Origin of the sequence: Streptomyces eurythermus (assembly GCF_014649115.1) — a bacterium.
Taxonomy (GTDB): Bacteria; Actinomycetota; Actinomycetes; order Streptomycetales; family Streptomycetaceae; genus Streptomyces; species Streptomyces eurythermus.
On record NZ_BMSK01000005.1, the window covers coordinates 273,980 to 299,456 of the forward strand.

At 70.2% G+C, this 25,477-nt stretch carries 29 protein-coding genes; 16 read left to right on the plus strand and 13 right to left on the minus strand.

Going from position 1 to position 25,477, the window contains the following annotated elements; genetic code table 11:
* Window positions 1-50: 50 nt before the first annotated feature.
* Both IE251_RS11430 and IE251_RS11435 read right to left on the minus strand, forming a co-directional pair.
* Window positions 51-1,169, minus strand: coding sequence for a lipid II:glycine glycyltransferase FemX (locus tag IE251_RS11430; protein ID WP_189752776.1), 1,119 nt, complete (start codon window positions 1,167-1,169; stop codon window positions 51-53).
* A gap of 116 nt (window positions 1,170-1,285) precedes the next feature.
* The gene (locus IE251_RS11435) at window positions 1,286-1,600 is read right to left on the minus strand and encodes a hypothetical protein (RefSeq protein ID WP_189752777.1); all 315 of its coding nucleotides are present in this window, start codon (window positions 1,598-1,600) and stop codon (window positions 1,286-1,288) included.
* Between the two features lie 274 nt (window positions 1,601-1,874).
* Here IE251_RS11435 and rpsF point away from each other — a divergent pair, with 274 nt between their 5' ends.
* From rpsF to rplI, 4 genes are all read left to right on the plus strand, one after another.
* On the plus strand, window positions 1,875-2,165 hold the full coding sequence (rpsF, locus tag IE251_RS11440) for a 30S ribosomal protein S6 (protein WP_014673750.1): 291 nt from the start codon (window positions 1,875-1,877) through the stop codon (window positions 2,163-2,165).
* A gap of 80 nt (window positions 2,166-2,245) precedes the next feature.
* A complete protein-coding gene (locus IE251_RS11445) occupies window positions 2,246-2,818 on the plus strand; it encodes a single-stranded DNA-binding protein (RefSeq protein ID WP_189752778.1) in 573 nt (190 codons plus the stop codon).
* An 80-nt stretch (window positions 2,819-2,898) separates the two neighbouring features.
* Window positions 2,899-3,135 (plus strand): 30S ribosomal protein S18, encoded by a 237-nt coding sequence (rpsR, locus tag IE251_RS11450; RefSeq protein ID WP_003949403.1) that lies wholly within the window; start codon window positions 2,899-2,901, stop codon window positions 3,133-3,135.
* A gap of 18 nt (window positions 3,136-3,153) precedes the next feature.
* Window positions 3,154-3,600, plus strand: coding sequence for a 50S ribosomal protein L9 (rplI, locus tag IE251_RS11455; protein WP_030786327.1), 447 nt, complete (start codon window positions 3,154-3,156; stop codon window positions 3,598-3,600).
* 156 nt (window positions 3,601-3,756) lie between these two features.
* Here the strand turns inward: rplI and IE251_RS11460 are convergent, their stop codons facing one another.
* A complete protein-coding gene (locus IE251_RS11460) occupies window positions 3,757-5,094 on the minus strand; it encodes an MATE family efflux transporter (RefSeq protein ID WP_189752779.1) in 1,338 nt (445 codons plus the stop codon).
* A 482-nt stretch (window positions 5,095-5,576) separates the two neighbouring features.
* On the opposite strand from IE251_RS11460, the gene dnaB reads away from it, so the two are divergent.
* From dnaB to IE251_RS11480, 4 genes are all read left to right on the plus strand, one after another.
* Window positions 5,577-7,055: a replicative DNA helicase gene (gene dnaB / locus IE251_RS11465; RefSeq protein ID WP_189752780.1), complete on the plus strand. Its 1,479-nt coding sequence runs from the start codon at window positions 5,577-5,579 to the stop codon at window positions 7,053-7,055.
* 241 nt (window positions 7,056-7,296) lie between these two features.
* Complete coding sequence (locus IE251_RS11470; protein ID WP_350966589.1) at window positions 7,297-7,815, plus strand: GNAT family N-acetyltransferase; 519 nt, start codon at window positions 7,297-7,299, stop codon at window positions 7,813-7,815.
* A 222-nt stretch (window positions 7,816-8,037) separates the two neighbouring features.
* Complete coding sequence (locus tag IE251_RS11475; RefSeq protein WP_030615084.1) at window positions 8,038-8,466, plus strand: VOC family protein; 429 nt, start codon at window positions 8,038-8,040, stop codon at window positions 8,464-8,466.
* A gap of 107 nt (window positions 8,467-8,573) precedes the next feature.
* Window positions 8,574-9,959 carry a serine hydrolase domain-containing protein gene (locus tag IE251_RS11480; protein WP_189752781.1) on the plus strand — a complete coding sequence of 462 codons (1,386 nt, stop codon included), beginning with the start codon at window positions 8,574-8,576 and terminating at the stop codon, window positions 9,957-9,959.
* A 71-nt stretch (window positions 9,960-10,030) separates the two neighbouring features.
* Here the strand turns inward: IE251_RS11480 and IE251_RS11485 are convergent, their stop codons facing one another.
* Window positions 10,031-10,483, minus strand: a complete 453-nt coding sequence (locus IE251_RS11485; protein WP_189752782.1) for a GNAT family N-acetyltransferase — start codon at window positions 10,481-10,483, stop codon at window positions 10,031-10,033.
* A 9-nt stretch (window positions 10,484-10,492) separates the two neighbouring features.
* Window positions 10,493-10,951: a MarR family winged helix-turn-helix transcriptional regulator gene (locus tag IE251_RS11490; RefSeq protein ID WP_189752783.1), complete on the minus strand. Its 459-nt coding sequence runs from the start codon at window positions 10,949-10,951 to the stop codon at window positions 10,493-10,495.
* Between the two features lie 142 nt (window positions 10,952-11,093).
* Here IE251_RS11490 and IE251_RS11495 point away from each other — a divergent pair, with 142 nt between their 5' ends.
* Both IE251_RS11495 and IE251_RS11500 read left to right on the plus strand, forming a co-directional pair.
* Window positions 11,094-12,302: an MFS transporter gene (locus IE251_RS11495; protein ID WP_189752784.1), complete on the plus strand. Its 1,209-nt coding sequence runs from the start codon at window positions 11,094-11,096 to the stop codon at window positions 12,300-12,302.
* Between the two features lie 111 nt (window positions 12,303-12,413).
* The gene (locus IE251_RS11500) at window positions 12,414-12,833 is read left to right on the plus strand and encodes a GlcG/HbpS family heme-binding protein (RefSeq protein WP_189752785.1); all 420 of its coding nucleotides are present in this window, start codon (window positions 12,414-12,416) and stop codon (window positions 12,831-12,833) included.
* A gap of 72 nt (window positions 12,834-12,905) precedes the next feature.
* Here the strand turns inward: IE251_RS11500 and IE251_RS11505 are convergent, their stop codons facing one another.
* Entirely contained in the window at window positions 12,906-13,772 is an 867-nt protein-coding gene (locus IE251_RS11505; protein ID WP_189752786.1) for a GNAT family N-acetyltransferase, read from the minus strand.
* 152 nt (window positions 13,773-13,924) lie between these two features.
* Here IE251_RS11505 and IE251_RS11510 point away from each other — a divergent pair, with 152 nt between their 5' ends.
* Window positions 13,925-14,557, plus strand: a complete 633-nt coding sequence (locus IE251_RS11510; RefSeq protein ID WP_189752787.1) for an HAD family hydrolase — start codon at window positions 13,925-13,927, stop codon at window positions 14,555-14,557.
* A gap of 54 nt (window positions 14,558-14,611) precedes the next feature.
* Here the strand turns inward: IE251_RS11510 and IE251_RS11515 are convergent, their stop codons facing one another.
* The 5 genes from IE251_RS11515 to IE251_RS11535 form a co-directional block, all read right to left on the minus strand.
* Entirely contained in the window at window positions 14,612-15,094 is a 483-nt protein-coding gene (locus tag IE251_RS11515; protein ID WP_184967877.1) for an NUDIX domain-containing protein, read from the minus strand.
* Window positions 15,095-15,182: 88 nt separating this feature from the next.
* Window positions 15,183-16,088 carry a LysR family transcriptional regulator gene (locus IE251_RS11520; protein ID WP_189752788.1) on the minus strand — a complete coding sequence of 302 codons (906 nt, stop codon included), beginning with the start codon at window positions 16,086-16,088 and terminating at the stop codon, window positions 15,183-15,185.
* A 226-nt stretch (window positions 16,089-16,314) separates the two neighbouring features.
* Window positions 16,315-17,463: a cystathionine gamma-lyase gene (locus tag IE251_RS11525; RefSeq protein WP_189752789.1), complete on the minus strand. Its 1,149-nt coding sequence runs from the start codon at window positions 17,461-17,463 to the stop codon at window positions 16,315-16,317.
* Entirely contained in the window at window positions 17,460-17,951 is a 492-nt protein-coding gene (locus IE251_RS11530) for a low molecular weight protein-tyrosine-phosphatase (RefSeq protein ID WP_189752790.1), read from the minus strand. Before IE251_RS11530 ends, IE251_RS11525 begins: the two co-directional genes overlap by 4 nt.
* A gap of 7 nt (window positions 17,952-17,958) precedes the next feature.
* A complete protein-coding gene (locus IE251_RS11535) occupies window positions 17,959-18,336 on the minus strand; it encodes a phage holin family protein (protein WP_189752791.1) in 378 nt (125 codons plus the stop codon).
* Window positions 18,337-18,440: 104 nt separating this feature from the next.
* On the opposite strand from IE251_RS11535, the gene IE251_RS11540 reads away from it, so the two are divergent.
* From IE251_RS11540 to IE251_RS11555, 4 genes are all read left to right on the plus strand, one after another.
* Entirely contained in the window at window positions 18,441-18,758 is a 318-nt protein-coding gene (locus tag IE251_RS11540; protein ID WP_030786269.1) for a cupin domain-containing protein, read from the plus strand.
* A 133-nt stretch (window positions 18,759-18,891) separates the two neighbouring features.
* Window positions 18,892-19,104, plus strand: a complete 213-nt coding sequence (locus tag IE251_RS11545) for a DUF5326 family protein (RefSeq protein WP_189752792.1) — start codon at window positions 18,892-18,894, stop codon at window positions 19,102-19,104.
* Between the two features lie 407 nt (window positions 19,105-19,511).
* Complete coding sequence (locus IE251_RS11550) at window positions 19,512-20,264, plus strand: IclR family transcriptional regulator (RefSeq protein ID WP_268253334.1); 753 nt, start codon at window positions 19,512-19,514, stop codon at window positions 20,262-20,264.
* A 99-nt stretch (window positions 20,265-20,363) separates the two neighbouring features.
* Window positions 20,364-20,801: an SsgA family sporulation/cell division regulator gene (locus IE251_RS11555; RefSeq protein ID WP_030615049.1), complete on the plus strand. Its 438-nt coding sequence runs from the start codon at window positions 20,364-20,366 to the stop codon at window positions 20,799-20,801.
* Window positions 20,802-20,942: 141 nt separating this feature from the next.
* Here IE251_RS11555 and IE251_RS11560 read toward each other — a convergent pair whose 3' ends face one another.
* Window positions 20,943-22,376 carry a YibE/F family protein gene (locus IE251_RS11560; protein WP_189752947.1) on the minus strand — a complete coding sequence of 478 codons (1,434 nt, stop codon included), beginning with the start codon at window positions 22,374-22,376 and terminating at the stop codon, window positions 20,943-20,945.
* Window positions 22,377-22,628: 252 nt separating this feature from the next.
* On the opposite strand from IE251_RS11560, the gene thiC reads away from it, so the two are divergent.
* Complete coding sequence (gene thiC, locus IE251_RS11565) at window positions 22,629-24,413, plus strand: phosphomethylpyrimidine synthase ThiC (protein ID WP_229896701.1); 1,785 nt, start codon at window positions 22,629-22,631, stop codon at window positions 24,411-24,413.
* Window positions 24,414-24,510: 97 nt separating this feature from the next.
* Here the strand turns inward: thiC and IE251_RS11570 are convergent, their stop codons facing one another.
* Window positions 24,511-25,377 carry a hypothetical protein gene (locus IE251_RS11570; protein ID WP_189752793.1) on the minus strand — a complete coding sequence of 289 codons (867 nt, stop codon included), beginning with the start codon at window positions 25,375-25,377 and terminating at the stop codon, window positions 24,511-24,513.
* Window positions 25,378-25,477 lie beyond the last annotated feature (100 nt).

Here is a 25,477-nt window from a genome sequence, read left to right on the forward strand (position 1 = left end):
GGATCAGAGAGGGAAAAGCTGTGAAGGCTATGGAATCAAACGCCGGCGGCTCAGCGGCGCGACATGTAGATGTCGAGCGCCTTGTGGAGCAGCTTGTTCAGCGGGAAGTCCCATTCGCCGAGGTACTCGGCGGCCTGTCCGCCGGTGCCCACCTTGAACTGGATCAGGCCGAAGAGGTGGTCGGTCTCGTCCAGGGAGTCGGAGATACCGCGCAGGTCGTAGACGGTGGCGCCCATCGCGTAGGCGTCGCGCAGCATCCGCCACTGCATCGCGTTCGACGGCCGGACCTCGCGGCCGATGTTGTCCGAGGCGCCGTAGGAGTACCAGACGTGCCCGCCGACGATCAGCATCGTCGCCGCGGAGAGGTTCACGCCGTTGTGGCGCGCGAAGTACAGCCGCATGCGGTTGGGGTCCTCGGTGTTGAGGGCGGTCCACATGCGCTGGAAGTACGACAGCGGGCGCGGCCGGAACCGGTCGCGGACGGCCGTGATCTCGTACAGCCGCTGCCACTCGGGCAGGTCCTGGTAGCCGCCCTGGACGACCTCGACGCCCGCCTTCTCCGCCTTCTTGATGTTGCGGCGCCACAGCTGGTTGAAGTTCTTGTGGACCTCTTCCAGGGAACGGTTGGCCAACGGCACCTGGTAGACGTAGCGGGGCTGCACGTCGCCGAAGCCGGCGCCGCCGTCCTCGCCCTGCTGCCAGCCCATGCGGCGCAGCTTGTCGGACACCTCGAAGGCGCGCGGCTCGATGTAGTCGGCCTGCAGGTCACGCAGCCGCTTGACGTCCGGGTCCTGGATACCCCGCTTGATCGTGTCGGCGTTCCAGCGGCGGATGATCACCGGCGGGCCCATCTTCACGGAGAAGGCACCCTGCTGCTTCAGGTGCGCCAGCATCGGCTGGATCCACTCGTCCAGGTTCGGCGCGTACCAGTTGATGACCGGGCCCTCGGGGAGGTACGCGAGGTAACGCTTGATCTTGGGCAGCTGGCGGTAGAGGACCAGACCGACGCCGACCAGGTGACCGCTCTTGTCGAACCAGCCGAGGTTCTCCGAGCGCCACTCCGCCTTGACATCGGCCCAGGCCGGGACCTGCATGTGGCTCGCCGCCGGCAGGCTCTGGATGAAGGCCAGATGCTGCTCGCGACTGATGGTCCTCAGGGTCAGGCTCATTCGGGGCGCTCCTCGGGCTGGTGTGTCCCCATGGGTTCAGGGGCTCCGGCTCTCGCGCCGAAGCCTACTGCGCCTCGCGAGCGCCCCGACTGGGCATATGGCCTCGAGCCGGGGAGTCAGCCGACGACACCGCCGAACAGACCACCGTGCGCCATGCCGATCAGGAAGCCGACCCCTGCGGCACCGAGCCCGAGGATGAGGCCGAACCGCTGCCGCGTGGTCACCGAGACCCACTGTCCGTACACGCCGGTGCCCAGCGCGACCAGGCCCGCCCACGAGGTCAGTAGGTGGAGGCTGTGGAAGAAGGCGGTGATGAAGGACAGCACGCCCAGGACGAGCGTCACCGCCATCAGGGCGTCCTGCAGAGGATGAGGCTTGCCGTCCGAGGCGAAGAGGGAACCGGCGGTGTTGGGTTGCAATGCCTGTGCCATGGGCACCTCCAGCGGAAGGCGGCGCATCGTAGCGCCGTACACACCCGTTGTGTACAGATTGTCCGGCCCGGCGGCCGGATTTCAACCGGAAGCGGGTGTGCGGGTAGTCTGTACCGTCTGCACTGGTGTCTGCCCAGACCTGTACAGGTCACACCGACCGGCTCCCCCCGAGGGAACCCGATTGTCAGTGGCGGCCGATACCGTTGCGTACGCATAACAACCCTCCTGCCACGGAACGACCGTGGCCGCTGAGTCCAAAGGAGGTGGGTTCCACATGCGTCACTACGAGGTGATGGTCATCCTCGACCCCGATCTCGAGGAGCGCGCTGTCTCCCCGCTGATCGAGAACTTCCTGTCCGTCGTCCGTGACGGCGGCGGCAAGGTTGAGAAGGTCGACACCTGGGGCCGTCGTCGTCTCGCCTACGAGATCAAGAAGAAGCCCGAGGGCATCTACTCGGTCATCGACCTGCAGGCCGAGCCTGCGGTCGTCAAGGAGCTCGACCGCCAGATGAACCTGAACGAGTCGGTCCTCCGGACCAAGGTCCTCCGTCCCGAGACCCACTGAGCCCCGCGCTCAGCTGATCCCGGGATTCGAGTAGCAGCAACCAAGCAGCCAGAGCAGCAAACCCGCCGAGAGGTTCCCCCATGGCAGGCGAGACCGTCATCACGGTCATCGGCAATCTTGTCGACGACCCCGAGCTGCGCTTCACCCCGTCCGGTGCGGCGGTCGCGAAGTTCCGCGTCGCGTCCACTCCCCGCACCTTCGACCGCCAGACGAACGAGTGGAAGGACGGCGAGAGCCTCTTCCTGACCTGCTCGGTCTGGCGCCAAGCGGCGGAGAACGTCGCCGAGTCGCTCCAGCGAGGCATGCGCGTCATCGTGCAGGGCCGGCTGAAGCAGCGGTCCTACGAGGACCGCGAGGGCGTCAAGCGCACGGTCTACGAGCTGGACGTCGACGAGGTCGGCCCCAGCCTGCGCAACGCCACGGCCAAGGTCACCAAGACCGCCGGTGGCGGTGCCCGCGGTGGCCAGGGCGGTTACGGCGGCGGTGGCGGCCAGGGCGGCGGCTGGGGCGGTGGCCCCGGTGGCGGTCAGGGCGGCGCTCCGGCCGACGACCCGTGGGCGACCGGCGCTCCCGCCGGTGGCAACCAGGGTGGCGGCGGCTGGGGCGGCGGCTCCGGCGGCGGTGGCGGCTACTCGGACGAACCCCCCTTCTAAGCCTTCGGGCCAGGCCTTCCGGGCCGGTCCGGGCCGAGGGCGGGTCGTACCCCCACTTCTTGATCACACAGGAGAACACCATGGCGAAGCCGCCTGTGCGCAAGCCGAAGAAGAAGGTCTGCGCTTTCTGCAAGGACAAGGTCACGTACGTGGACTACAAGGACACGAACATGCTGCGGAAGTTCATTTCCGACCGCGGCAAGATCCGTGCCCGCCGCGTGACCGGCAACTGCACGCAGCACCAGCGTGACGTCGCCACGGCCGTCAAGAACAGCCGTGAGATGGCGCTGCTGCCCTACACCTCCACCGCGCGATAAGGGAAGGGTGACCGACTCATGAAGATCATCCTCACCCACGAGGTCTCCGGCCTCGGCGCCGCGGGCGACGTCGTCGACGTCAAGGACGGTTACGCTCGCAACTACCTGATCCCGCGGAAGTTCGCTATCCGCTGGACCAAGGGTGGCGAGAAGGACGTCGAGCAGATCCGCCGCGCCCGTAAGATCCACGAGATCCAGACCATCGAGCAGGCCAACCAGGTGAAGGCCCAGCTCGAGGGCGTCAAGGTCCGCCTGGCCGTCCGCTCCGGCGACTCCGGCCGTCTCTTCGGTTCCGTCACCCCGGCCGACATCGCGTCCGCGATCAAGGCTTCCGGTGGCCCCGAGGTCGACAAGCGCCGCATCGAGCTCGGCGCTCCGATCAAGACCCTGGGCGCCCACGAGACGTCCGTGCGTCTGCACCCCGAGGTTGCCGCCAAGGTCAACATCGAGGTCGTCGCGGCCTGATCGCCGCGTGATCGCAACGCTCGCTTGAGCCGTTGAGAGGGGCCGCATCCGTGAAGGGTGCGGCCCTTTCGCATGACCGTGCGTCCCGGGCCGGGGGTGGTCACCGCGGCATGTTTCACGTGAAACGGGCGGGCGGCCGGAAGCAGCGCAGAGCAGTCAGCGGGTCGCGCCCGTCACGATCCAGCGGCCCGAGCGGGTGCGCAGCCACAGCGTCAGCATGCGGACCACCATCATCAGGGCCATAGCCGCCCAGACAGCGGTGAGCCCGCCGCCGAGCGTGGGCACCAGCAGGGCCACCGGGGCGAATACGGCCAGCGTGACGACCATGGCCCAGGCCAGATAGGGGCCGTCTCCCGCGCCCATCAGGACTCCGTCCAGGACGAAGACGATCCCGCAGACGGGCTGCGCGAGCGCCACGAGCAGCAGGGCCGGCAGCGCGGCGTCCTTCACCCCGGAGTCGCCGGTGAACAGCGGCAGGAAGAGCGGCCGCGTGACCACCACGAGCACGCCCAGGACGACACCGGTCGCGATGCCCCACTGGACCATGCGCCGACAGGCCTGGCGGGCCCCCTGGGCGTCGTCCGCGCCGAGATAGCGGCCGATGATGGCCTGCCCCGCGATCGCTATCGCGTCGAGCGCGAAGGCCAGCAGGCTCCAGAGGGAGAGGATGATCTGGTGCGCGGCGATGTCGGCGTCCCCGAGGCGGGCCGCGACCGCCGTGGCGATCATGGTCATCGCCCGCAGGGACAGCGTGCGGACCAGGAGGGGAACGCCGGCCTGGGCCGAGGCACGGATCCCGGCCGCGTCGGGCCGGAGGGAGGCACCGTGCCGACGGGCCCCGCGGACGACCACCGTCAGATAGACGGCGGCCATGCCGCACTGCGCGATGACCGTGCCCCAGGCCGAGCCGGCGATGCCGAGTCCGGCGCCATAGACGAGTACGGCGTTGAGGGCGGCGTTGGTGACGAAGCCGGCGATGGCGACGTGGAGCGGGGTCCTGGTGTCGTGCAGGCCGCGCAGTACCCCGGTCGCGGCCAGGACGATGAGCATCGGCGGGATGCCCAGCGCCGAGATGCGCAGATAGGTGGTGGCGTAGGGGGCCGCGGTGGACGAGGCACCGAAGAGGTCGACGATACCGGGGGCCAGTGGCAGGAAGACGGCGATGACGGCGATGCCGAGCAGCAGCGCCAGCCAGATGCCGTCCATGCCCTGCCGGAGCGCCGCCGGAAGATCGCCGGCGCCCATTCGACGGGCCACCGCGGCGGTGGTGGCGTAGGCGAGGAAGACGAACACGCTCACGGCGGTGGTCAGGAGCGCCGAGGCGACGCCGAGACCGGCCAGTTGGGCGGTCCCGAGATGGCCGACGATCGCACTGTCGGCCATGACGAAAAGAGGCTCGGCGACGAGGGCGCCGAAGGCCGGGACGGCCAGCGCGACGATTTCTCGGTCGTGCCGCCGACGGGTGGCCTGGGGTATGTCTGGAGCCTCTGTCATGCGCATCAATCTAATCGTCCACAGGTAAGTGATGCAACCGCCCGGTGCTCCTTACCTTTCGTCTCGGGCCGTGTCGTTTCGGGCACCGTTCGAAGCGATCTTGGCCCGAGTGGGGAAGTTTTTCTTCTGCACAGCCGGTGGATCGCAAAAGTGCAGGTCAGGGACGCGGTGCCGGGAAGATCGAGGGCTTGTTCACAGGGCTGTCCACCGGGTCGTGCACAGGTTTCGGCGAGTTCTCCACAGCATCGGGCCCGTCGTCCACATGGCCTGTGGATAACCAGATTGGCTGACGGTGCCGACGGGCCTACCGTGGTGCGGCGCCCGCTCCTTCCCACGGCCCGGCGAGTGACCCTCTTCCGGCCCGGGAACCGTCACAAATCCGACGCGCGAGAACCGGAGTCGGGCTTCTCGATTTGTCAGTGTCGTGCCGTACAAAAGAGGCCACGGCGAGGTCCGCCGTGCGGACGGGAGGAGGTGGCTCGGTGAGCATTTCCGAGCCCTTGGACGATCCGTGGGCCGACAGCGGACCCAGCGATCGTCTGCCGGCCTCCCGCCGGCGGGGTGACGGCGGCCGGGGCCGGGACGAGCAGCACGACCGGGGCCGGGAGTCCGGCGCCTGGGACGGCGGGGCCTCCGCCTTCGAGCGGGTGCCGCCGCAGGACCTGGACGCCGAGCAGTCCGTGCTGGGCGGCATGCTGCTGTCCAAGGACGCCATCGCCGACGTCGTGGAGATCCTCAAGGGCCACGACTTCTACAAGCCCGCGCACGAGACGATCTACCAGGCCATCCTGGACGTCTACGCCAAGGGCGAGCCGGCGGACCCGATCACCATCGCCGCCGAGCTGACCAAGCGCGGCGAGATCAACAAGGTCGGCGGGGCCGCGTATCTGCACACTCTCGTCCAGACCGTTCCGACGGCGGCCAACGCCGAGTACTACGCGGAGATCGTCCACGAGCGGGCCGTCCTGCGCCGCCTGGTCGAAGCCGGTACGCGCATCACACAGATGGGGTACGCGGCCGATGGCGACGTGGACGAGATCGTCAACCGCGCGCAGGCCGAGATCTACGCCGTCACCGAACAGCGCACCAGCGAGGACTACCTCCCGCTCGGCGACATCATGGAGGGCGCCCTCGACGAGATCGAGGCGATCGGCTCGCGCAGCGGCGAGATGACGGGCGTGCCCACCGGGTTCACCGACTTCGACTCCCTCACGAACGGCCTCCACCCCGGGCAGATGATCGTCATCGCCGCCCGTCCCGCCATGGGCAAGTCGACGCTCGCGCTGGACTTCGCCCGGGCCGCGTCCATCAAGCACAACCTGCCGAGCGTGATCTTCTCGCTCGAAATGGGCCGCAACGAGATCGCGATGCGTCTGCTGTCCGCCGAGGCCCGGGTCGCCCTGCACCACATGCGGTCCGGCACGATGACGGACGAAGACTGGACGCGGCTCGCCCGCCGGATGCCGGACGTGTCGGCCGCGCCGCTCTACATCGACGACTCCCCGAACCTGTCGATGATGGAGATCCGGGCCAAGTGCCGGCGCCTGAAGCAGCGCAACGACCTGAAGCTCGTCGTCATCGACTACCTCCAGCTGATGCAGTCCGGCGGCTCCAAGCGCGCCGAGAGCCGTCAGCAGGAGGTCTCGGACATGTCCCGTAACCTCAAGCTGCTCGCCAAGGAGCTGGAGATCCCGGTCATCGCGCTCTCGCAGCTCAACCGTGGTCCCGAGCAGCGCACCGACAAGAAGCCGATGGTCTCCGACCTGCGTGAGTCCGGCTCCATCGAGCAGGACGCCGACATGGTCATCCTGCTGCACCGCGAGGACGCCTACGAGAAGGAGTCCCCGCGCGCTGGCGAGGCGGACCTGATCGTCGCCAAGCACCGAAACGGCCCCACGGCCACCATCACGGTCGCCTTCCAGGGCCACTACTCCCGCTTCGTGGACATGGCCCAGACCTGATGTCCTCCTGACGTGCGAAATGGGTGGGACCGACCCCGCGAAGCCCTTACTGATCCCGACCAAAAACGCTTTGCCCGGGCCGGTGAGGGGTTGCTACCGTCTCGCCGGCGCGAGAGGCGCGTGATCACGGGACAGGGAGATTGATGAATATGGCTGCCGTCGGCCGTCTTCAGCATGCCCTTTCCCGGCCCGCGCGTTAGCAGAGCGCGGTCCGGTCGTTCCGACGAACCAGGAATGACACGTGACTTCCTCTTCTTCACCAGCCCGCGTTCAGCTGACCACCGACCGCCTCATTCTCCGGTCCTGGACCATGGTCGAGGCCGCCGCGGTCCTCGACGGCACCAGGTCGGCTCACTGGGCGGACGACTTCCCCGCCGAAGGCGACCGCGTCGTCGCGGGCCTCTTCGGCCAGTTCCCCGACTGGCTCGGCGAGCACGGCCACCGTCTGATCATCGAGCGCTGTAGCGGCCTGGTCGTGGGCTCCATCGGCCTGTTCTGGCCGCCCAGCGAGGGAATCCTCGAAATCGGATACGGCATCGTGGCCTCCCGCCGCGGCCGGGGCTACGCCCCCGAGGCCACCCGGGCCCTCGCCGAGTTCGCCCTCACCGCCCCCGGCGTCCACACGGTGTTCGCCAACGTGAAGCTCTCGAACCCGGCTTCCGTCCGCGTGCTCGAGAAGGCCGGCTTCCACCGATGGGCCACTGAGGACGACAACATGGCCGCCTTCGGGATCACGAAGACGGACCATCACGAACGGTGATCCGTCGGGGCCGGCGGGATGCCGTCGGCCCCGCATCGCCTCAGAGGAAATGACACGGCCGTGAGACAGACCGCCCTGGCCGAGCCCTGAGCCAGCCAGAGAAACCGCACGTCACAGCCTTTCCGCATGACAACGAAGCGGAGAACCTGCACGAATCCTCGGCCCGGGCGGCGACGGCGCTCCAGGGTTCCCGTGCACAGTGCGCGCCACTATGGTGTGCCGATGGTGTCGATCAAGCAGTTCCAGGTCACCTTCGACTGCGCGGAACCGGAGCGGCTCGCCCGTTTCTGGTGCGAGGTGCTGGGGTATGTCGTGCCCCCGCCGCCGGAGGGGGTCACCAGCTGGGACGAGTTCAACCGCTCACTGCCACCGGAGGACCAGGGTTCGCGGTTCGCCTGCGTCGATCCCTCCGGCGTGGGTCCGCGCCTGTTCTTCCAGCGCGTCCCCGAGGGAAAGGTCGTCAAGAACCGGGTGCATCTGTGCGTGCGGGTCGGCACCGGGCTCGTCGGTGAGGAGCGCCTGGCCGCGCTCGAGGCCGAGTGCGCGCGACTGGTCCCGCTGGGGGCGGTACGCCAGCGACTGCTGTACGACGGCCATGATTCGTGCATCGTGATGCAGGACATCGAGGGCAACGAGTTCTGCCTGGACTGAGGGCCCCGCGAACGCGAGAAGCCGTACGGCGGCAAGCGGCGCCACGGCGGCCTGGGCGCGGACAAACGGATTCGACGGCCGCCGTCGGCACGGGGTGGACTGGGCGCATGACGACACATCAGGAATCGCTGCTGCCGGGCACCCGGCGCGCGCTGCTGCACCGGATCGCCGTCGCGCAGGCCGAGGGACGGACTCCGTCGCTGGTGGCCGCCGTCGTACGGGACGGGCGGGCGGTGTGGCACGGGGCGCGGACCTCGGTGGACGGACACGGACCGGACGAGACAGTGCAGTACCGGATCGGGTCCATCACCAAGACCTTCACCGCCGTGCTGGTGCTGCGGCTGCGCGACGAGGGCCTGCTCGACCTCGGTGATCCGCTGGAGAAGCATCTGCCGGGCACCGGCGTGGGGGAGGCGACCATCGCGGAGCTGCTCGCCCACACGGCGGGGCTGGCGGCCGAGTCACCCGCGCCCTGGTGGGAGCGCACGCCCGGCTCTCTGCGGCCCGAGCTGAGCGATGTGCTGGGCGAGCAGCCCCTGCTGCATCCCGCCGGACGGCGGCACCACTACTCCAATCCGGGCTACACCCTGCTCGGCGCCCTGGTGGAGGAGGTGCGCGGCGCCCCGTGGGAAGAGGTGCTGCGCGAGGAGATCCTGGAGCCCCTGGGCCTGCACCGGACGAGTACGCGACCGCAGGCCCCGCACGCGGGCGGCTGGGCCGTGCACCCGTGGGCCGACGCGATGCTGCCCGAGCCGCTGGAGGACCTGGGCCGGATGGCGCCGGCCGGTCAGCTCTGGTCGACCACCGGGGACCTGGCGCGATTCGCCGCGTTTCTGACCCGGGGAGACGACCGGGTCCTCGGCGCGGAGTCGGTGGCGGAGATGCGGAGGCCCGCGGCACCGGCCGAGAGCGCGGACGTGGCGGACGGGATCACGTACGGTCTCGGGCTGCAGATCCAGCACCGGGGCGGCCGGTTGCTCGTCGGGCACTCCGGGTCGCTGCCGGGTTTCCTGGCGAGTCTCACCATCAGCGTGGCGGACGATGTCGCCGCGGTGGTGCTCACCAACTGCACCAGCGGTCCGCCGCCGGGTGTCGTGGCGGCGGACCTGGTGCGGATCGTCGCCGAGGCGGAGCCCCGCATCCCCGAGCCCTGGCGGCCGCTGCGCGAGGTCGATCCGGCGGTGCTGGAGCTGGTGGGGCAGTGGTACTGGGGGACGCACGCCTTCGGTCTGCGCGCGACCGCCGACGGGCTGCTCCGGCTCGCGCCGCTGACCGGGGGAGGCCGCAGGGCCCGCTTCCGCGCGAACGGGGACGGTACCTGGACCGGGCTAGAGGGCTACTACGCCGGTGAACTGCTGCGGCCCGTGCGGCGCCCGGACGGGTCCGTGAGCCATCTCGATCTCGGCTCGTTCGTGTTCACTCGGCAGCCGTACGACCCCGAGGCCGCGGTGCCCGGGGGCGTGGACGCACAGGGGTGGCGGGGCATCGGCTGATCCCCGGCCGGCCAGGGGTGTGTTTCACGTGAAACACACCCCTTTGGCCGTTGCGGCGCACCCGAGCACGGTCAGAGCCGCAGTTTGAAACCCTCGTGCGAGGCTGTGAAACCCAGCCGTTCGTAGAAGCGGTGGGCGTCGGTGCGTGTCTTGTCGGACGTCAGCTGCACCATCCGGCAGCCGAGCCGCCGGGAGGTGCCGATCGCCCACTCGATCAGCTTGCTGCCCAGCCCGCTGCCCCGTTCGTCGGCGTGGATGCGCACGGCCTCGATGAGGGCGCGGGTGGCTCCCCGGTGCGAGAGACCGGGGATGATCGTGAGTTGCAGGGTGCCGATGACGCGGCCTTCGCGCACGGCGACGACGAGGTGCTGGTTCGGATCGGCGACCAGGCGCGCCAGCGCTGTCCGGTAGGGCGTCAGGTCGTCCGGTGACTCGCGCTGGGCGCCGAGCGGATCATCGGCGAGCATCGCCACGATCGCCGGTAGGTCGTCGGCGGTCGCGGCGCGTATCTCGAGATCTCCCATGCGCGCACCCTATGCGGGCACGCTCAGCGACTCCACCACCCGGACCAGCGGGGCCAGTTCGGGAATCCTCGCGGCATCGTCCAGGGCCTCACGCAGGGCGGCGTCATTGGTGGGCCGCGCCTCTTCCAGCAGGCGCAGGCCCGCCTCGGTGACGTTGGTGTAGATGCCTCGCCGGTCGGTGGGGCACAGGTAGCGCTCCAGCAGGCCGCGGTCCTCCAGCCGGCTCACCAGGCGGGTGGTGGCGCTCTGGCTGAGTACGACCGCGTCGGCGACCTGCTTCATCTGCAGATGTCCGCCCTCGCCGGCGTGCTGCCTGCTGAGCACGTCCAGCAGTGAGTACTCGCGCACGCTCAGATCGTGCTTGGCCTGCAAGGCGCGTTCGATGTGCGCCTCGATCCTTCCGTGCAGTGCCGAAAGGGCACACCAGCCCTGAGCGAGGGCGGTGAGCGCGGGGTCCGTCGCTGTCATTGGCGTTTCCTCCGTCCAGGAGCGGCTCCCACAAGGGTAGAGCACCTCCGCAATTGTCAGCGTTTGCATTTAGCCAGCGTCTGCAACTATTGTGGACGCACGCTAAGTGCTCCTGCAATCGTTTGGGAAGGTGTACCCCCACATGCCTCTCGCGCTTCTGGCCCTCGCGATCGGGGCCTTCGGAATCGGAACGACCGAGTTCGTGATCATGGGCTTGCTGCCCGAGGTCGCGAGCGACTTCGGGGTCTCCATCCCCACGGCGGGCCTGCTCGTGACCGGTTACGCCCTCGGCGTGGTCATCGGGGCCCCGATCATGACCGTGCTCGGCACCAAGGTCCCGCGCAAGCGCATGCTGATGCTGCTGATGGGCCTCTTCATCGCCGGCAACCTGCTCTCCGCGGTGGCCCCGGTCTTCGCGGTCATGCTCCTCGGACGCGTGATCGCCTCCCTCGCACACGGCGCCTTCTTCGGCATCGGCTCGGTTGTCGCGGCCGAACTGGTCGCACCGGACAAGAAGGCCGGAGCCATCGCCTTGATGTTCACCGGCCTGACCGTCGCCAATGTCGTCGGTGTGCCGCTGGGCACGCTCATCGGGCAGAGCGTCGGCTGGCGCGTCACCTTCGGCATCGTCGCCGCGCTCGGGGTCGTCGGGCTCGCCGGCATAGCCAAGCTCGTTCCCGAGCTGCCCCGCCCGCAGGGCGTGCGGCTGCGCCACGAGCTGGCCGCCTTCAAGAACGCCCAGGTGTTGCTCGCCATGGCGATGACCGTCCTCGGCTTCGGCGGTGTCTTCGCGGCCATCACCTACATCGCGCCGATGATGACCCACATCGCCGGCTTCTCCGACGGATCGGTCACCTGGCTGCTGGTCCTGTTCGGCCTCGGCATGGTCGGCGGCAACCTCGTCGGCGGCAAGTTCGCCGACCGCGCCCTGATGCCGATGCTGTACATCTCCCTGGGTGCCCTGGCCGTCGTCCTGGCGCTCTTCACGCTCACCGCCCACAACAAGATCGCGGCGGCGGTGACCATCGCGCTGATCGGTGCCCTGGGCTTCGCCACCGTGCCGCCGCTGCAGAAGCGCGTTCTCGACCAGGCGCACGGCGCCCCGACGCTCGCGTCCGCCGTGAACATCGGCGCCTTCAACCTGGGCAACGCCCTGTCCGCCTGGCTCGGCGGTGTCGTGATCGCGGCCGGCTTCGGCTACGCGTCCCCCAACTGGGTCGGGGCCGCCCTCGCCGCTGCCGCGCTGCTCCTCGCCTTCCTCTCGGCCGCCCTGGAGCGGCGGGACGGTACGCACGACACCGTGGTCGCCTCCGGCACGCCGGCCGAGCGGGGGACCGCCGTCCACCACTGAGCCGCCCGCACTCCGGACGTCTCACTCTCCATAACCCCACAGTCGTCCGTACCGGGCCTTCGTCCCGGTACGGCAAGCACAACCCCAAGCACCATCCAAGGAGACAGCTCCATGAGCACCACCGCCGTCGCCCCGCTCACCATCGAGGACGCCGAGCTGCTCGTCGCCAGGGCCCGCCGGGCGGCAGAGGACGCCGGAGTCGCCGTCAGCGTCACCGTCCTGGACGCGGGTGGCCATCTCCTCGCCTTCCGCCGGGACGACCGGGCCGTGCTGATCTCCGGCGAGACCAGCACCCGCAAGGCATACACGGCCCTCCAGCTGAACGCGCCCACCGCCGACCTCGTCGACGCCGTCCGGCCCGGCGGCCTCTTCCACACCCTGCCCACCGCTCTCGACCGGCCCCTGCTGTTCATCGCGGGCGGTGTCCCCGTCCGCCGGGACGGCCGGCTGATCGGCGCCATCGGTGTCGGCGGTGGCGCACCGGAGCAGGACCACGGGTTCGCCACCGCGGCCGTTGCGGCGCTCGCCTGACCCGGTAGCCGACCGCATGGCGCCGGCCCCGCCGCCTCCGGGCGACGGGGCCGGCGCACATCCGTACGCGGATCAGCCCGCGGCGACGGTCAGGGGTGCGAACCGCCGGGTCCAGTCCCCGGGCAGGTCCGGGATGCCATAGGTCATCACCGAGTTGAAGGCCACCGAAGCCATACCCCGTTCCTTCGCCCAGGCCAGCAGCTCCTCGTGGCGCACGTCGATGTCGGTGCGCAACGGGCGCTCGGTACGGGCCGCCAGCGAGGCGATGAGCGCCTTGGCGGTCTCCGTGTCCCGGGCGATCAGCGGACCGACGACATGGGTGTCCATGTTGGGCCACGCGGCGGTGTAGCCGATGAGCCGGCCGGCCTCCTCGGCGACCCGCAACTGATCGGCGAAGGCGGGCAGCCGGGTGATGAGAGGCGTGCGGTCGGCGCCGAACACCTCCTCGTCGAGGCGCACGATCGCCGGGAGGTCCTCCGCGGTGGCGGCACGCGTGACGACCGCGGACTCCGGGCCGCCGTGAGTGAAGCGGCCCCTCAGCATCTCGGCCCGGCCCGTCACCTTGAAGCCCAGCTCCTCGTAGAGGGGTCGGCCGTGGGGGGTGGCGTGCAGGGTCAGCGGGGTCGTCCCCATGACCGAGACGACGTGCCGCATCAAACGGCGGCCGACCCCTTGACGGGCATGGCGCTCGGCCACCAGGACCATGCCGATGGCGCCGAGATCCGGTCGCCCCCACCCGCCGTACTCCGTGACGACGCAGGCGGCGACCAGACCGCCCTCGGGGTCGTCGATGCCGTATCCCTTCCCGGCGGTGAGGAGGAAGCCCCACTTGTGTTCCTCGCGTGGCCACCCCCGGTCTTCGGACAGGTCGGCGCAGGCGGTGAGATCGCGAAGCGTCAGACGGCGGATGGGCAGATGGGTGAGGGAAGGAGTTGGCACGCAGGTCAGGCTGTCCGAACGGCGCCCCTGCCGTCCACCTGTTTCGATGCAGACGCACGTGCTTTTGGCCATCTCATGGTCATCCGTACAACCATCGGACAGCTGTGCGGTGTTTCACGTGAAACATCGCACGGCCTCATAGCCTCGGCGTCATGACCAGACTTCATCTGTTCGACATGGACGGAACGTTGCTGCACGGGACCACCGCTCCGCTGGAGATATCGCGCCAGTTGGGCCTGGAGAGTGAGACGGTGGCCCTGGAACGGGCGATCGCGGACGGGCGGATCGGACCGCCGGAGTATGCCGCGCAGGTGTACGACCTGTGGGCCGGCCTGACCGAGGCGCATGTGCGGGCCGCGTTCGAGGCGGCTCCCTGGCTGTCCCGGATCCGCGAGGTCTGGGCACAGATCAGGAGCGCGGGCGAATACTGCGCGGTGGTGTCCCTCTCGCCTTCCTTCTTCGTGGAACGCCTCCTGGACTGGGGTGCTCACGCGGCCCATGGCTCCCGTTTCCCGGCCGTTCCGTTCACCGAGCCCGTCGACCCGTCCGGGGCGCTCAACGCCGCCGCCAAGGTGGTCATCGCGGAACGGCTCTGCGCGGAATTCGGCGTGACCCGCGCCGACTGCGTGGCGTACGGCGACTCGGCGTCGGACAAGGAGCTGTTCGCCGCCGTGCCGGTGTCCGTGGCGGTCAACGCAGACGCCCACGTGGCCGGCCTCGCCACCCACACCTACTCGGGCCTGGACCTGTGGGAAGCCTATGAACTGGTCGGACCGGCACAGTAGGCCCAAGAGTCCGTTGCCGGCACACGGAGCCGCGCTCCTGTTCGCTGACCCCGCTCACCCGAGGTCGGGGGCGTGCATGGCCCGTACTCCCTCGATGTTCCCGTCCAGGTAGTGGCGCAGGGACAGCGGGACGAGGTGGACGGAGGCGATGCCGACGCGGGTGAACGGGACGCGGACGATCTCGTACTCACCGGCCGGCTCCTCCACCTCGGGGCCGTGCCGCAGGGCCGGGTCCATGGACTCCAGCCGGCAGACGAAGAAGTGCTGCACCTTCACACCGGTCGCGCCGCCGTCCTCACCGATGTGCTCCACCGTGTCCACGAAACACGGCACCACATCGGTGATCTTGGCGCCGAGTTCCTCGTACACCTCCCGGTGCAGGGCGTCCACGACGGTCGAGTCCCCGGGTTCGACCCCGCCACCGGGAGTGACCCAGTAGGGATCGACGCCGGGTTTGGTGCGCTTGATCAGGATCAGGTCGTCACCGTCCAGGAGAACGGCACGGGCGGTGCGCTTGACCACGGGTCGGACGGTCATGGGAGAAATGTGGCCCCGCTGGTTCCACGTGAAACATCGCAAAGCGCCACGAGCCGACCGCTGTGCGTGCATCCCGCCCGGGACGGCCTCAGCACCAGGCCGTGGCCGCACGCTGGAGCCACTCGTGGGCCCGCGCGACATGGGGCAGGGCGAGTGTCCCGGTCCGCACCACCAGGAAGTACGTGCGCAACGGCGGCACCACCGGGTCGAGCAGGGTGACGACCGTGCCCTGTTCCAGCGCACGCGCGCACAGATAGCGGGGCAGCACCGCCAGCCCGACGCCGGCGCTCGCACAGGAGAGCACCGCCCGCAGATCCGGGACGATCACCGTGCCCGTGGCGGCCGGGGCGCAGTCGAAGACGGAAGCCCAGTAGCGCGAGACGAACGGCAGCGACTCGTGGACCTCGACCACGGGCAGGTCTTCCAGGGCCGGCGCACCCTTCAGCCGCACGGTGTCCGTGCCGATCCGCTCCGCCCAGCGCGGGGCCGCGACCAGCACATGCTCCTCGTCACACAACGGAGTGGCCGACAGCAGGGCACCGCGCGGCCGGGTCGTGCTGATGGCCAGGTCGTGCCGGCCGCAGGCCAGCCCCTCCAGCGTCTCCTCGGCCGTGCCGAAGGAGACGCGTAACGTCAAGCCCTGGCCGTTGTCGCCGGTCAGCCCGGTGAGAGCGGGCAGCACGCGTTCGGTGGTGAACTCCGCAGGGCCGGCCAGGTACAGCGTCCGGGACGAGGGGTCGTCGTCCAGCCCGCCCTCCGCTATCTCCACCAAGGCGTCGAGATGGGGCGCTGCCCGGTGGGCGAGTTCGTCACCGATGGTCGTAGGGGTCACCCCCCGCGCCTGGCGGAGGAAGAGCGGCCTGCCGAGCTGGCGCTCCAGCGTGCGGATCTGCGAGGTGACGGCCGGCTGGGACAGGCCGAGCAGAGCGGCGGCGCGAGTGAAGGAACCAGCCCTGTGCACGGTGACAAAGGTCCGCAGCAAGGCCAGATCCATGGCGTGCCCTCCCTGTCCCTGCCCTCCTCGCCCTTCCGCCGGCCGCCAGGCAGGCACCAACTATAAATATGTCGATACGTCCCTGTCGCTACCGTGATTGGACACTGACGCAGAGTCAACTAGCCTTGTCCGAGCGGTCTTTCCGCCCGGGCCGCAGACGGTCCGAGCCACGAGGGGGGGGAGGCTCGGACCGTCCCGGAACGGCGGCCGGCCACTGCGGAAGGGACTACTCGGCGGACTCGTCCAGGGCGCGCAGAACGTCGGCCACCAGGTCCTCCGGGTCCTCCGCGCCGACGGACATCCGGATGAAGCCCTCCGGGACGTCGTCCCCGCCCCAGCGGCGACGGCGCTCGGCCGTGGACCGCACCCCGCCGAAGCTCGTCGCGTCCTCCACCAGGCGCAGGGCCGCGAGAAAACGCTCGGCACGCGCGCGCGTGGGCAGCGTGAAGGACACGACACAGCCGTAGCGCCGCATCTGCCGTGCCGCGACCGGGTGCGAGGGGTCGTCGGGCAGACCCGGGTAGCGCAGACCGGAGACCTCCGGCCGCTGCCGCAGCGCCTCGGCGACCGCCAGGGCGGTGGCGTTCTGCCGGTCGACGCGCAGCTGGAGCGTGGCGATGGACCGGTGCGCGAGCCATGCCTCCATGGGCCCGGAGATCGCGCCGACGATCTTGCGCCAGCGGCGCACGGCGGCCATCGCCTCGGCGTCGCCGCCGGCCACGTAGCCCAGCAGGACATCACCGTGACCGGTGAGCTGCTTGGTGCCGCTGGCCACGGAGAAGTCGGCGCCCAGCTCCAGCGGGCGCTGCCCGAGCGGGGTGGCGAGAGTGTTGTCCACGGCGACCAGCGCGCCACGCGCGTGTGCCGCATCGGCCAGCCGCCGGATGTCGCAGACGTCGAGCCCGGGGTTCGACGGGGACTCGATCCACAGCAGCCGCGCCCCGTCCAGCAGCTCCAGCTGGGCGTCGCCGCCGGTCGGCGCGGTGCGCACCTCGATGCCGTAGGCCTCCAGCTGGGCGCGGACCAGCGGCAGCACCTGGTAGCCGTCGGAGGGCAGCACGACCGCGTCGCCGGCGCGCAGCTGCGAGAACAGCACGGAGGAGATCGCCGCCATGCCGGAGGCGAACACCAGCGTCTCGACGTCCTCCCGCCCCGGTGCCTCCAGCTCGCCTATGGCCCGCTCCAGCAGGGTCCAGGTCGGATTGTCGTCACGGCCGTACGAGTACGGTCCCGTCACCTCGCCGGGCAGGTGGAAGTGCGCCGCGAACACCGGGCCGGGCAGGGTCGGCTCGTGCTTGACCGGCTCGGGCAGTCCCGCCCGTACCGCGCGCGTGCCGTCGCCCGTGCGGCCCTCGCCCTTCGTGCCCTCGCTCATGCGGCCCGTCCTTCCAGTTCGTCCTGTACGGCGGCGAGCAGCCCGCTGCTCGCCGCCTCCACCATCTCAAGGCACTCCTCGAAGCCGTCCCGGCCCCCGTAGTACGGGTCCGGTACGTCGAGGTCGGGGCCGGCAGCGGGATCGTAGGAACGCAGCAGGCGGATCTTGCGGGCGTCCTCCTCGGTGGGCGCGAGGCGGCGCAGGGCCCGGAGATGGCCGGTGTCGAGGGCTATCACCAGGTCCAGCCGGGAGAACCACGACGGCAGGAACTGGCGGGCCGTGTGCTCGCTGTCGTAGCCGTGTTCCTCCAGGACCGAGACGGTGCGCGGGTCGGCCGGCTCCCCCTCGTGCCAGCCCCCGGTGCCGGCGCTGTCGACCACCACCAGATCCTCCAGACCGGCCTCCGCCACGCGCGCGCGGAAGACGGATTCGGCCATCGGGGAGCGGCAGATGTTGCCGGTGCACACGAAACAGACGCGGTAGGTCATGGCGCGCTCAGTCCTCGTCGGGCAGGACGACGTGCAGCGCCCAGGAGACGACGGAGACGATCAGGCCGCCGAGCACGGCCGTCCAGAAGCCCTCCACATGGAAGCTGAGGTCGAGCTTGCCGCACACCCAGGAGGTCAGCAGCAGCATCAGCGCGTTCACGACCAGGGTGATCAGCCCGAGGGTCAGGATGAACAGCGGGAAGGTGAGTACCTTCACGATCGGCTTGACCAGCCAGTTGACCAAGCCGAAGATCAACGCGACGGCGATCAGCGTGCCGGCCTTCTTGGCGGTGCTGTCACCGGTCAGGGTGATCTTGTCGAGCGCCCATACCGAGACCGCCAGTGCACCCGCGTTGGCGATCGTCTTGACTAGGAAATTCCTCATGTGTCTGATCGTGGCAGACCAGGCGGAACCCGGCCGGACAGCGGCGGGCGGGGACCGCGAGGAGCAGGGCGACGGCGAGCAGTGAAGCGAGGACGGCAGCGGCGATGAAGGCATTCCGGCTGGATGACCTGGAGGCGGAGCGCGCCGCCAACGACGGCGCCTACCTGCAGTTCCTGCGCGAGCGGAACATGTCGGTCGGCCTGTACGCCCTGGACGCGGGCGAGCAGGACCCGCAGAAGCCGCACCACCAGGACGAGGTGTACTTCGTGGTCAGCGGCCGGGCCTCGCTCACGGTCGGCCTGGAGACGACGCAGGTGGCGCGGGGCAGCGTCGTGTACGTGCCCGCCGGCGTCCCGCACAAGTTCCACCACATCAGCGAGGACCTCAGGGTGCTCGTCGTGTTCTCTCCGCCCGAGGCGTGAGCCGGGTTCCCCGGAGCCCCTAGGGGACGGATCAGGGCAGGACGAGGGGTGCCGGGCCCCCGCTCGGCCCCTTCGCGGCCCTAGCATCGAGTGCGTACCACAGACAACGCACGAGAGCGCAAAGGACGAGGCGATGCGAGAGATCTTCGCGGGGCTGCCGTGGTGGGTGAAGTGGGTCGCGGTGCCGGTCATCGCCCTGGTCGTGTTCGGCGGTCTGATAGCGAGCGTGATCGGGTTCGTGATCGGCCTGCTGTTCAAGGCGCTGATCTTCGTCGCCCTGGTCGGCGGCCTGATCTACATCGTGCGGAAGTTCACCGGCAACTCCTCGTCGCGCAGCGGGTGGTGAGACACCCGGTCATCGGTCAGCGGTGACGGGGGCGGTTCCCTCGGGGGAGGGAAGTTTCGGTCCGGAGCGGTTCCGGCGCGGTTGCGGACGGTTAAAGTCCGGAACCCCCCACAGGCTCCGGCTCCGTGGGCGGCGACACCTCCCGTGCACGTCCTCTCGCACGGGCTCCCCCTCGCGCTTCGGGAGTGACCCCCTTGGCCATCGTCGACACCGCACCGGCAGCACCCCCCGCACCCGCCGTCGCACCGCGCCCCTGCGCACCCCCTCTCCAGCGATCGCCGTCCCCGCTCGTCCCCGGCCAGGGCTCCGCGCCCGCGGCGGACAGCCCCGGTCCGCCGCCCGCCGCGGATGTCTGCGGGCCACCGTCCTCCGCGGGCCGGCCGGCACCGCGCCCCGCGGCCGCGCCCGTGCCCGCCGCCACGCTCATCGGCTCCGTCCAGCGCGCCATGCGCCTGCTGGAGACCGTCGCCTCGCACACCTACGGCGCCCCCGCCAAACAACTCGCCCGCGAGACCGGGCTCGCCCTGCCCACCACCTACCACCTGCTGCGCACCCTGGTGCACGAGGGCTATCTGCACCGGGACAAGGGGCTGTTCTTCCTCGGTGACGCCGCCGAGCGCCTGGCCCGCGGCGGAGCGCAGCAGAAACGTCGCAGCATGGTGGCGGACACGCTCGCGCACTGGCGCGATTCCATCGGTGTGCCGATCTATTACGCGTTGTACCGGGACGGCGAGATCGAGGTCATGTGCGTCTCCGCCTCCCGGCAGGCACCGGCGGTCGAGGAATGGGCGGACTTCCGCGAGACCGGCCATGCCCACGCCATCGGGCAGTGCCTGCTCTCCCAGCTCGACGAGGAGGCGCGGCGCGACCATCTCGCGCGCTACCCCGTCCGGCCCCTCACGCCGTACACCGTGCGGGACGACGACGCGCTGCTCCGGCGGCTGGCCCGGACCCGCCGGATGGAGCCGACGGTGGAGCGCCAGGAGTACGCCGTCGGGACGGTCTGCGCGGCGGTCCCCATCACGGTCGGCGCCACCGCGGCCACGATGGCCCTCTCGCTCCCCGCCCACCAGGCGGACCGGCTGCTGCCCGCCGCCCGTCGGCTGCAGACGGAGATCGGGCGTCACCTGGGCACGCTCACGCTCTCTATCAGTATCTGAAAACTCACTCCTTGTAATCCACTGTGTACGTTCAGCTAGATTTGAGCACGGTCAGAGGGATCGATCCCGGCCAGTCGACGTCATATGACGGGGTAGTCAATGCGCGAGTCCGTACAGGCAGAAGTCATGATGAGCTTTCTCGTGTCGGAGGAGCTCTCCTTCCGCATCCCGGTGGAGTTGCGCTACGAGACCAGTGATCCCTATGCCGTACGGCTCACCTTTCATCTGCCCGGCGACGCGCCGGTGACCTGGGCCTTCGGGCGCGAGCTGCTGGTCGACGGGGTCGGCCGTCCGTGCGGGGAGGGCGACGTGCGCATCTCCCCCGCCGATTCCGAGGTGCTGGGCGAGGTGCTGATCCGCCTTCAGGTCGGCGGGGACCACGCCCTCTTCCGCTCGTCGGCACCCCCGCTCGTGGCCTTCCTCGACCGCACGGACAAGCTGGTGCCGCTCGGCCAGGAGGGCGCCCTGGCCGATTTCGACGCGCATCTGGACGAGGCCCTGGACCGCATCCTGGCCGAGGAGCAGAGCGCCGGCTGAAGCGCTACGGCGAGGGGGCGCTCCGCCGGTCCCGCGCGCCGCGCCGCAGGAACGCTTCTGCGCGACGAGTACCGGTCTCGGCGGCGCCCACCACGCTGCCGGACCGGGCGACGCTCATCGCGGCGCCAGGATCGCCGGCACTCACCGCTTCCGGCGCCGCCCCCGGCCCCCGCGCGCCGGCGCGGGCCGGGCCCCGGCGGATGCCCCGACCGTCCCGGCGTCCGGGGCGGCCCGGTCGGCCGACACCACCAGCGCGGCCAGCGCCGTGGTGACCGGCACCGAGGCGACCAGGCCGATCGAGCCCACCAGCGTGCGCACGATCTCCTCGGCCACCAGCTCGCTGTTGGCCACGGTCCCGACGCTGCTCTGCGCGATCGAGAACAACAGCAGCAACGGCAGCGCGGCACCGGCGTAGGCGAGCACCAGGGTGTTGACCACGGACGCGATGTGGTCGCGGCCGATCCGGATCCCCGCCCGGTACAGCCCGCGCCAGCCCATCGACGGGTTGGCCTCGTGCAGCTCCCAGACGGCCGAGGTCTGGGTCACCGTCACATCGTCCAGGACGCCGAGCGAACCGATGATGACCCCGGCCAGCAGCAGACCGCTCATGTCGATCGACGGATACAGGCCGTGGATCAGACCGGTGTTGTCGTCCGTGTTGCCGGTCAGCGCGGCCCACCCGATGAACAGCGAGCCGAGCACACCGATCAGCGCCAGCGATATCAGCGTGCCGAGCACCGCCACCGAGGTACGGGCCGACAGCCCGTGACACAGATACAGGGCGATCAGCATGATGGCGCTCGATCCGACCACGGCCACCAGCAGCGGGTTCGACCCCTCGAGGATCGCCGGCAGGATGAACAGCGTCAGCACCAGGAAGCTGACGGCCAGCGCGACCAGCGCCATGACACCGCGCAGCCGGCCCACCAGCACCACGGCCACCGCGAAGATCCCCGCGAGCAGCGTCATGGGGAACTTCCGGTTCACATCGGTCACCGCGTACTGCAGCTCCTTCGGCGCCGAGGGCTCGTAGGCGACGACGACCTTCTCGTCCTGGTGGAGCTGGCGCGACTGGTCCGGCTGCACGATCTCGGTGAAGGTACGGCCCTTGTCCTTGCCGGTGTCGACCCGGATGGTGGCCTTCTTGCAGGTGCCGTCGGCCTGCTGCTGCGCCGAACTGCCCTCGGCCGTGGAGGTGTCACCGGTCGGGGGCACCCCGGAGGCGTTCGCCGACGCGCAGCTCAGCTCCACGATCCGGGTGACCGTGGCCTGCTGGGTCTGCCGGTCGAAGCCGACGCCGGTCCGCTTGTGGGCCGGGGCCTGTCCGGGCCAGAGCACCACGAGGCCGACCAGGACCGCCGCGGTGAAGGGGACCAGGATCGCCGCGATGACCTTGCGCAGATGCTGGGAGACGGGAGCGGCGGGGCTGTGGCTGTGGCTGTGACCGTGCGCGTGTCCCTGCCCGGAAGCGGCGCCATGGCCGCCGGTCTTGGCGGCCTGGTGACCGTGCCCGGTGCCCTGCTCCGCGGCGTCTCGGCGGTGCGGTTCGGGAGGCTGGTAGGGGTACTGCTCCATGCTGGTCACTGCCCGATCATCCCAAGAACGCAGGGGGGCCCACTGTTCACCGCGCCATACATGGCGCTAGCGTGGAGGCACCTTTTGCACACGCGGGAGCTCGGAGCACCGGGCTGAGAGGGCGCTGACCTCCGTGGATGCGATGTTTCACGTGGAACGAGCGATGTTCCGCGGGGAATGTCGGCCGACGGAAACCGCTGCGTCGACCGCCGAACCTGTTACCGGGTAATGCCGGCGTAGGGAGTAGGTCTCATGACCAACAAGGACGCACGCACGCCTGCCTCCGCCCAGGACGAGAAGTCCACGGAGGCCGGGAAGTCCATCGGCTGGCACAAGGCGTATGTCGAGGGTTCGCGCCCCGACCTCCGGGTGCCGGTCCGTCAGGTGCATCTCACCAACGGGCAGTCGGTCACGCTGTACGACACATCGGGCCCGTACACCGATCCACTCGTCGAAACGGACGTCCGCAGGGGCCTGCCGCCGCTGCGGGAGAACTGGATCATTGCCCGCGGCGACACCGAGGAGTACGCGGGCCGGCCCGTCCGTCCCGAGGACGACGGGATCAAGCACACCTCGCCGCGTGGCGGGCTGCGCAACCTGGACGCGGTCTTCCCCGGCCGCCCGCGCCAGCCACGGCGGGGGCGCGACGGCCAGGCGGTGACGCAGCTCGCGTACGCCCGCAGGGGCGAGATCACCCCGGAGATGGAGTTCGTGGCCCTCCGGGAGAACGTGTCGCCCGAGGTGGTCCGCGAGGAGATCGCGGCGGGCCGGGCCGTGCTGCCGGCCAACGTCAACCACCCGGAGATCGAGCCGATGATCATCGGCAAGCGGTTCCTGGTGAAGGTGAACGCCAACATCGGCAACTCGGCGGTGACCTCCTCCATCGAGGAAGAGGTCGAGAAGATGACCTGGGCGACCCGCTGGGGCGCCGACACGGTCATGGACTTGTCCACCGGCCGCAACATCCACACCACCCGCGAGTGGGTGCTGCGCAACTCCCCCGTCCCGATCGGCACCGTGCCGCTCTACCAGGCGCTGGAGAAGGTCGACGGCAAGGCCGAGGAACTGACCTGGGAGATCTACAAGGACACCGTCATCGAACAGGCCGAGCAGGGCGTGGACTACATGACCGTCCACGCGGGCGTCCGGCTGCCGTACGTCCCGCTCACCGCCAACCGCAAGACCGGCATCGTCTCGCGCGGTGGCTCCATCATGGCCGCGTGGTGCCTGGCGCACCACAAGGAATCGTTCCTGTACGAGAACTTCGAGGAGCTGTGCGAGATCCTCGCCGCCTACGACGTCACGTACTCGCTGGGTGACGGCCTGCGGCCCGGTTCCATCGCCGATGCCAACGACGAGGCGCAGTTCGCGGAGTTGCGGACGCTCGGGGAACTCAACCGGATCGCCAGGCGCTTCGGCGTACAGACGATGATCGAGGGCCCCGGGCACGTCCCGATGCACAAGATCAAGGAGAACATCGACCTTCAGCAGGAGATCTGTGATGAGGCTCCGTTCTATACGCTCGGCCCGCTGACCACGGACGTCGCGCCGGCGTACGACCACATCACCTCCGGCATCGGTGCCGCGATGATCGCCTGGTGGGGCACGGCGATGCTCTGCTACGTCACGCCCAAGGAGCACCTGGGCCTGCCCAACCGGGACGACGTCAAGACCGGCGTCATCACCTACAAGATCGCCGCGCACGCGGCGGACCTCGCCAAGGGGCACCCCGGGGCGCAGGAGTGGGACGACGCGCTGTCCGACGCCCGTTTCGAGTTCCGGTGGGAGGACCAGTTCAACCTCGCCCTGGACCCCGACACGGCACGGGAGTTCCACGACGAGACCCTGCCGGCCGAGCCCGCCAAGACGGCCCACTTCTGTTCCATGTGCGGTCCGAAGTTCTGCAGCATGAAGATCTCGCAGGACATCCGGCGGGAGCACGGCGGCAACCGGGCCGAGATCGAGGCGGGCATGGCCCAGAAGTCGCAGGAGTTCGCGGCGGCCGGCAACCGGGTGTACCTGCCCATCGCCGACTGAACCGGCCCACCGTGAGCGCACCGCGCCGGCTCGGCCGTGCGCGGTGCGCGACCGGGTCGCCCGGTGTCCGGCCGGGTCACGCCGGTACGCGGCCGGACTACTCGGGGCGGTGTTCCGGGCCGCCGAAGTCCGGGCTCGTGTAGTCGGGGCTGGTGAAGCGCGGGCGGCCCGGCGCCGCGCCGTCGCCCGGGCTGCTGAAGCCGGGCCGGTCGTAGCCCAGACGCGGGATGCGGCCGCTCGGTGCGGACGGGACCGGGTGCTGTGCGCCGGCCGGGCCTGCCTCGGCCAGTGCCTCCCGGAGGAAGGGCAGGATGCCCCGCTCCAGCAGGGCGTCCCGCCAGGCCTCTCTGGCCCGCTCCAACTCCGCCTCGTCCGCCCTGTCCAGGGCCCGGGCGTTCGCCGGGGCACGGTTGCGCAGGGCGGCGAGCAGCAGTCCGGCGGCGGCGACCAGGGCCGTCGCCGCGGTCAGCGCGCCGAACACCCAGCCGGTGGCGAGCAGGGTGCGGGCGAGGGTCTGCCCGGAGCTCAACGCCCGCAGGACGTAGCCGACGAGCAGGAAGATCGCCGCGGCCGTCCCGGAGAGGACGGGCGCCAGCACGGCGAGGACCGCGGCGGCGCCCGCGCCGGTGTCCTCGGCCGCCTCGTCGGGCGGGGCGCCCGTGTCCGGCGCGGTCGGACCAGAGGACGCGGCAGCGGAGTCGCCGGTGGCCGCCGGGGCGGACAGCGCCGGGTGGCGCGGTGTGTCGCGGAGTTCGGCGTAGCGCCGGTACTCGGCCGCCGCGACCGCTGTGATCAGGGCGGACGCGTCCAGTGCCATGGTGCGCAGTTGAGCGGTGGTCAGCGGTCTGCCGCCGGCGGCCGGATCCGGTCGGTGCGGTGCGGTGCGGAGCGCCTCGTCGAGCAGCCGCTCGAATTCCCGGATGTCCTCGCTCTTCAGGTGCTGCGGAAGGCTGTTCATCTGCATCCCCCGATGCTCCGTAGGGCTTGGGGCTCGCGCGTCGGCTGCCGTCGGGCAAAAACGGAGGGGAGCCTGCTACGGACAAGCCGATGGTAGAGCCGTGATG

Coding starts and splice junctions, on each gene's coding strand:
- IE251_RS11430 (WP_189752776.1), bottom strand. CDS start 1,169: ATGAGCCTGACCCTGAGGACCATCAGTCGCGAGCAGCATCTGGCCTTC.
- IE251_RS11435 (WP_189752777.1), bottom strand. CDS start 1,600: ATGGCACAGGCATTGCAACCCAACACCGCCGGTTCCCTCTTCGCCTCG.
- rpsF (WP_014673750.1), top strand. CDS start 1,875: ATGCGTCACTACGAGGTGATGGTCATCCTCGACCCCGATCTCGAGGAG.
- IE251_RS11445 (WP_189752778.1), top strand. CDS start 2,246: ATGGCAGGCGAGACCGTCATCACGGTCATCGGCAATCTTGTCGACGAC.
- rpsR (WP_003949403.1), top strand. CDS start 2,899: ATGGCGAAGCCGCCTGTGCGCAAGCCGAAGAAGAAGGTCTGCGCTTTC.
- rplI (WP_030786327.1), top strand. CDS start 3,154: ATGAAGATCATCCTCACCCACGAGGTCTCCGGCCTCGGCGCCGCGGGC.
- IE251_RS11460 (WP_189752779.1), bottom strand. CDS start 5,094: ATGACAGAGGCTCCAGACATACCCCAGGCCACCCGTCGGCGGCACGAC.
- IE251_RS11475 (WP_030615084.1), top strand. CDS start 8,038: ATGGTGTCGATCAAGCAGTTCCAGGTCACCTTCGACTGCGCGGAACCG.
- IE251_RS11480 (WP_189752781.1), top strand. CDS start 8,574: ATGACGACACATCAGGAATCGCTGCTGCCGGGCACCCGGCGCGCGCTG.
- IE251_RS11485 (WP_189752782.1), bottom strand. CDS start 10,483: ATGGGAGATCTCGAGATACGCGCCGCGACCGCCGACGACCTACCGGCG.
- IE251_RS11490 (WP_189752783.1), bottom strand. CDS start 10,951: ATGACAGCGACGGACCCCGCGCTCACCGCCCTCGCTCAGGGCTGGTGT.
- IE251_RS11495 (WP_189752784.1), top strand. CDS start 11,094: ATGCCTCTCGCGCTTCTGGCCCTCGCGATCGGGGCCTTCGGAATCGGA.
- IE251_RS11500 (WP_189752785.1), top strand. CDS start 12,414: ATGAGCACCACCGCCGTCGCCCCGCTCACCATCGAGGACGCCGAGCTG.
- IE251_RS11510 (WP_189752787.1), top strand. CDS start 13,925: ATGACCAGACTTCATCTGTTCGACATGGACGGAACGTTGCTGCACGGG.
- IE251_RS11515 (WP_184967877.1), bottom strand. CDS start 15,094: ATGACCGTCCGACCCGTGGTCAAGCGCACCGCCCGTGCCGTTCTCCTG.
- IE251_RS11520 (WP_189752788.1), bottom strand. CDS start 16,088: ATGGATCTGGCCTTGCTGCGGACCTTTGTCACCGTGCACAGGGCTGGT.
- IE251_RS11525 (WP_189752789.1), bottom strand. CDS start 17,463: ATGAGCGAGGGCACGAAGGGCGAGGGCCGCACGGGCGACGGCACGCGC.
- IE251_RS11530 (WP_189752790.1), bottom strand. CDS start 17,951: ATGACCTACCGCGTCTGTTTCGTGTGCACCGGCAACATCTGCCGCTCC.
- IE251_RS11535 (WP_189752791.1), bottom strand. CDS start 18,336: ATGAGGAATTTCCTAGTCAAGACGATCGCCAACGCGGGTGCACTGGCG.
- IE251_RS11540 (WP_030786269.1), top strand. CDS start 18,441: ATGAAGGCATTCCGGCTGGATGACCTGGAGGCGGAGCGCGCCGCCAAC.
- IE251_RS11545 (WP_189752792.1), top strand. CDS start 18,892: ATGCGAGAGATCTTCGCGGGGCTGCCGTGGTGGGTGAAGTGGGTCGCG.
- IE251_RS11555 (WP_030615049.1), top strand. CDS start 20,364: ATGCGCGAGTCCGTACAGGCAGAAGTCATGATGAGCTTTCTCGTGTCG.
- IE251_RS11560 (WP_189752947.1), bottom strand. CDS start 22,376: ATGGAGCAGTACCCCTACCAGCCTCCCGAACCGCACCGCCGAGACGCC.
- thiC (WP_229896701.1), top strand. CDS start 22,629: ATGACCAACAAGGACGCACGCACGCCTGCCTCCGCCCAGGACGAGAAG.
- IE251_RS11570 (WP_189752793.1), bottom strand. CDS start 25,377: ATGCAGATGAACAGCCTTCCGCAGCACCTGAAGAGCGAGGACATCCGG.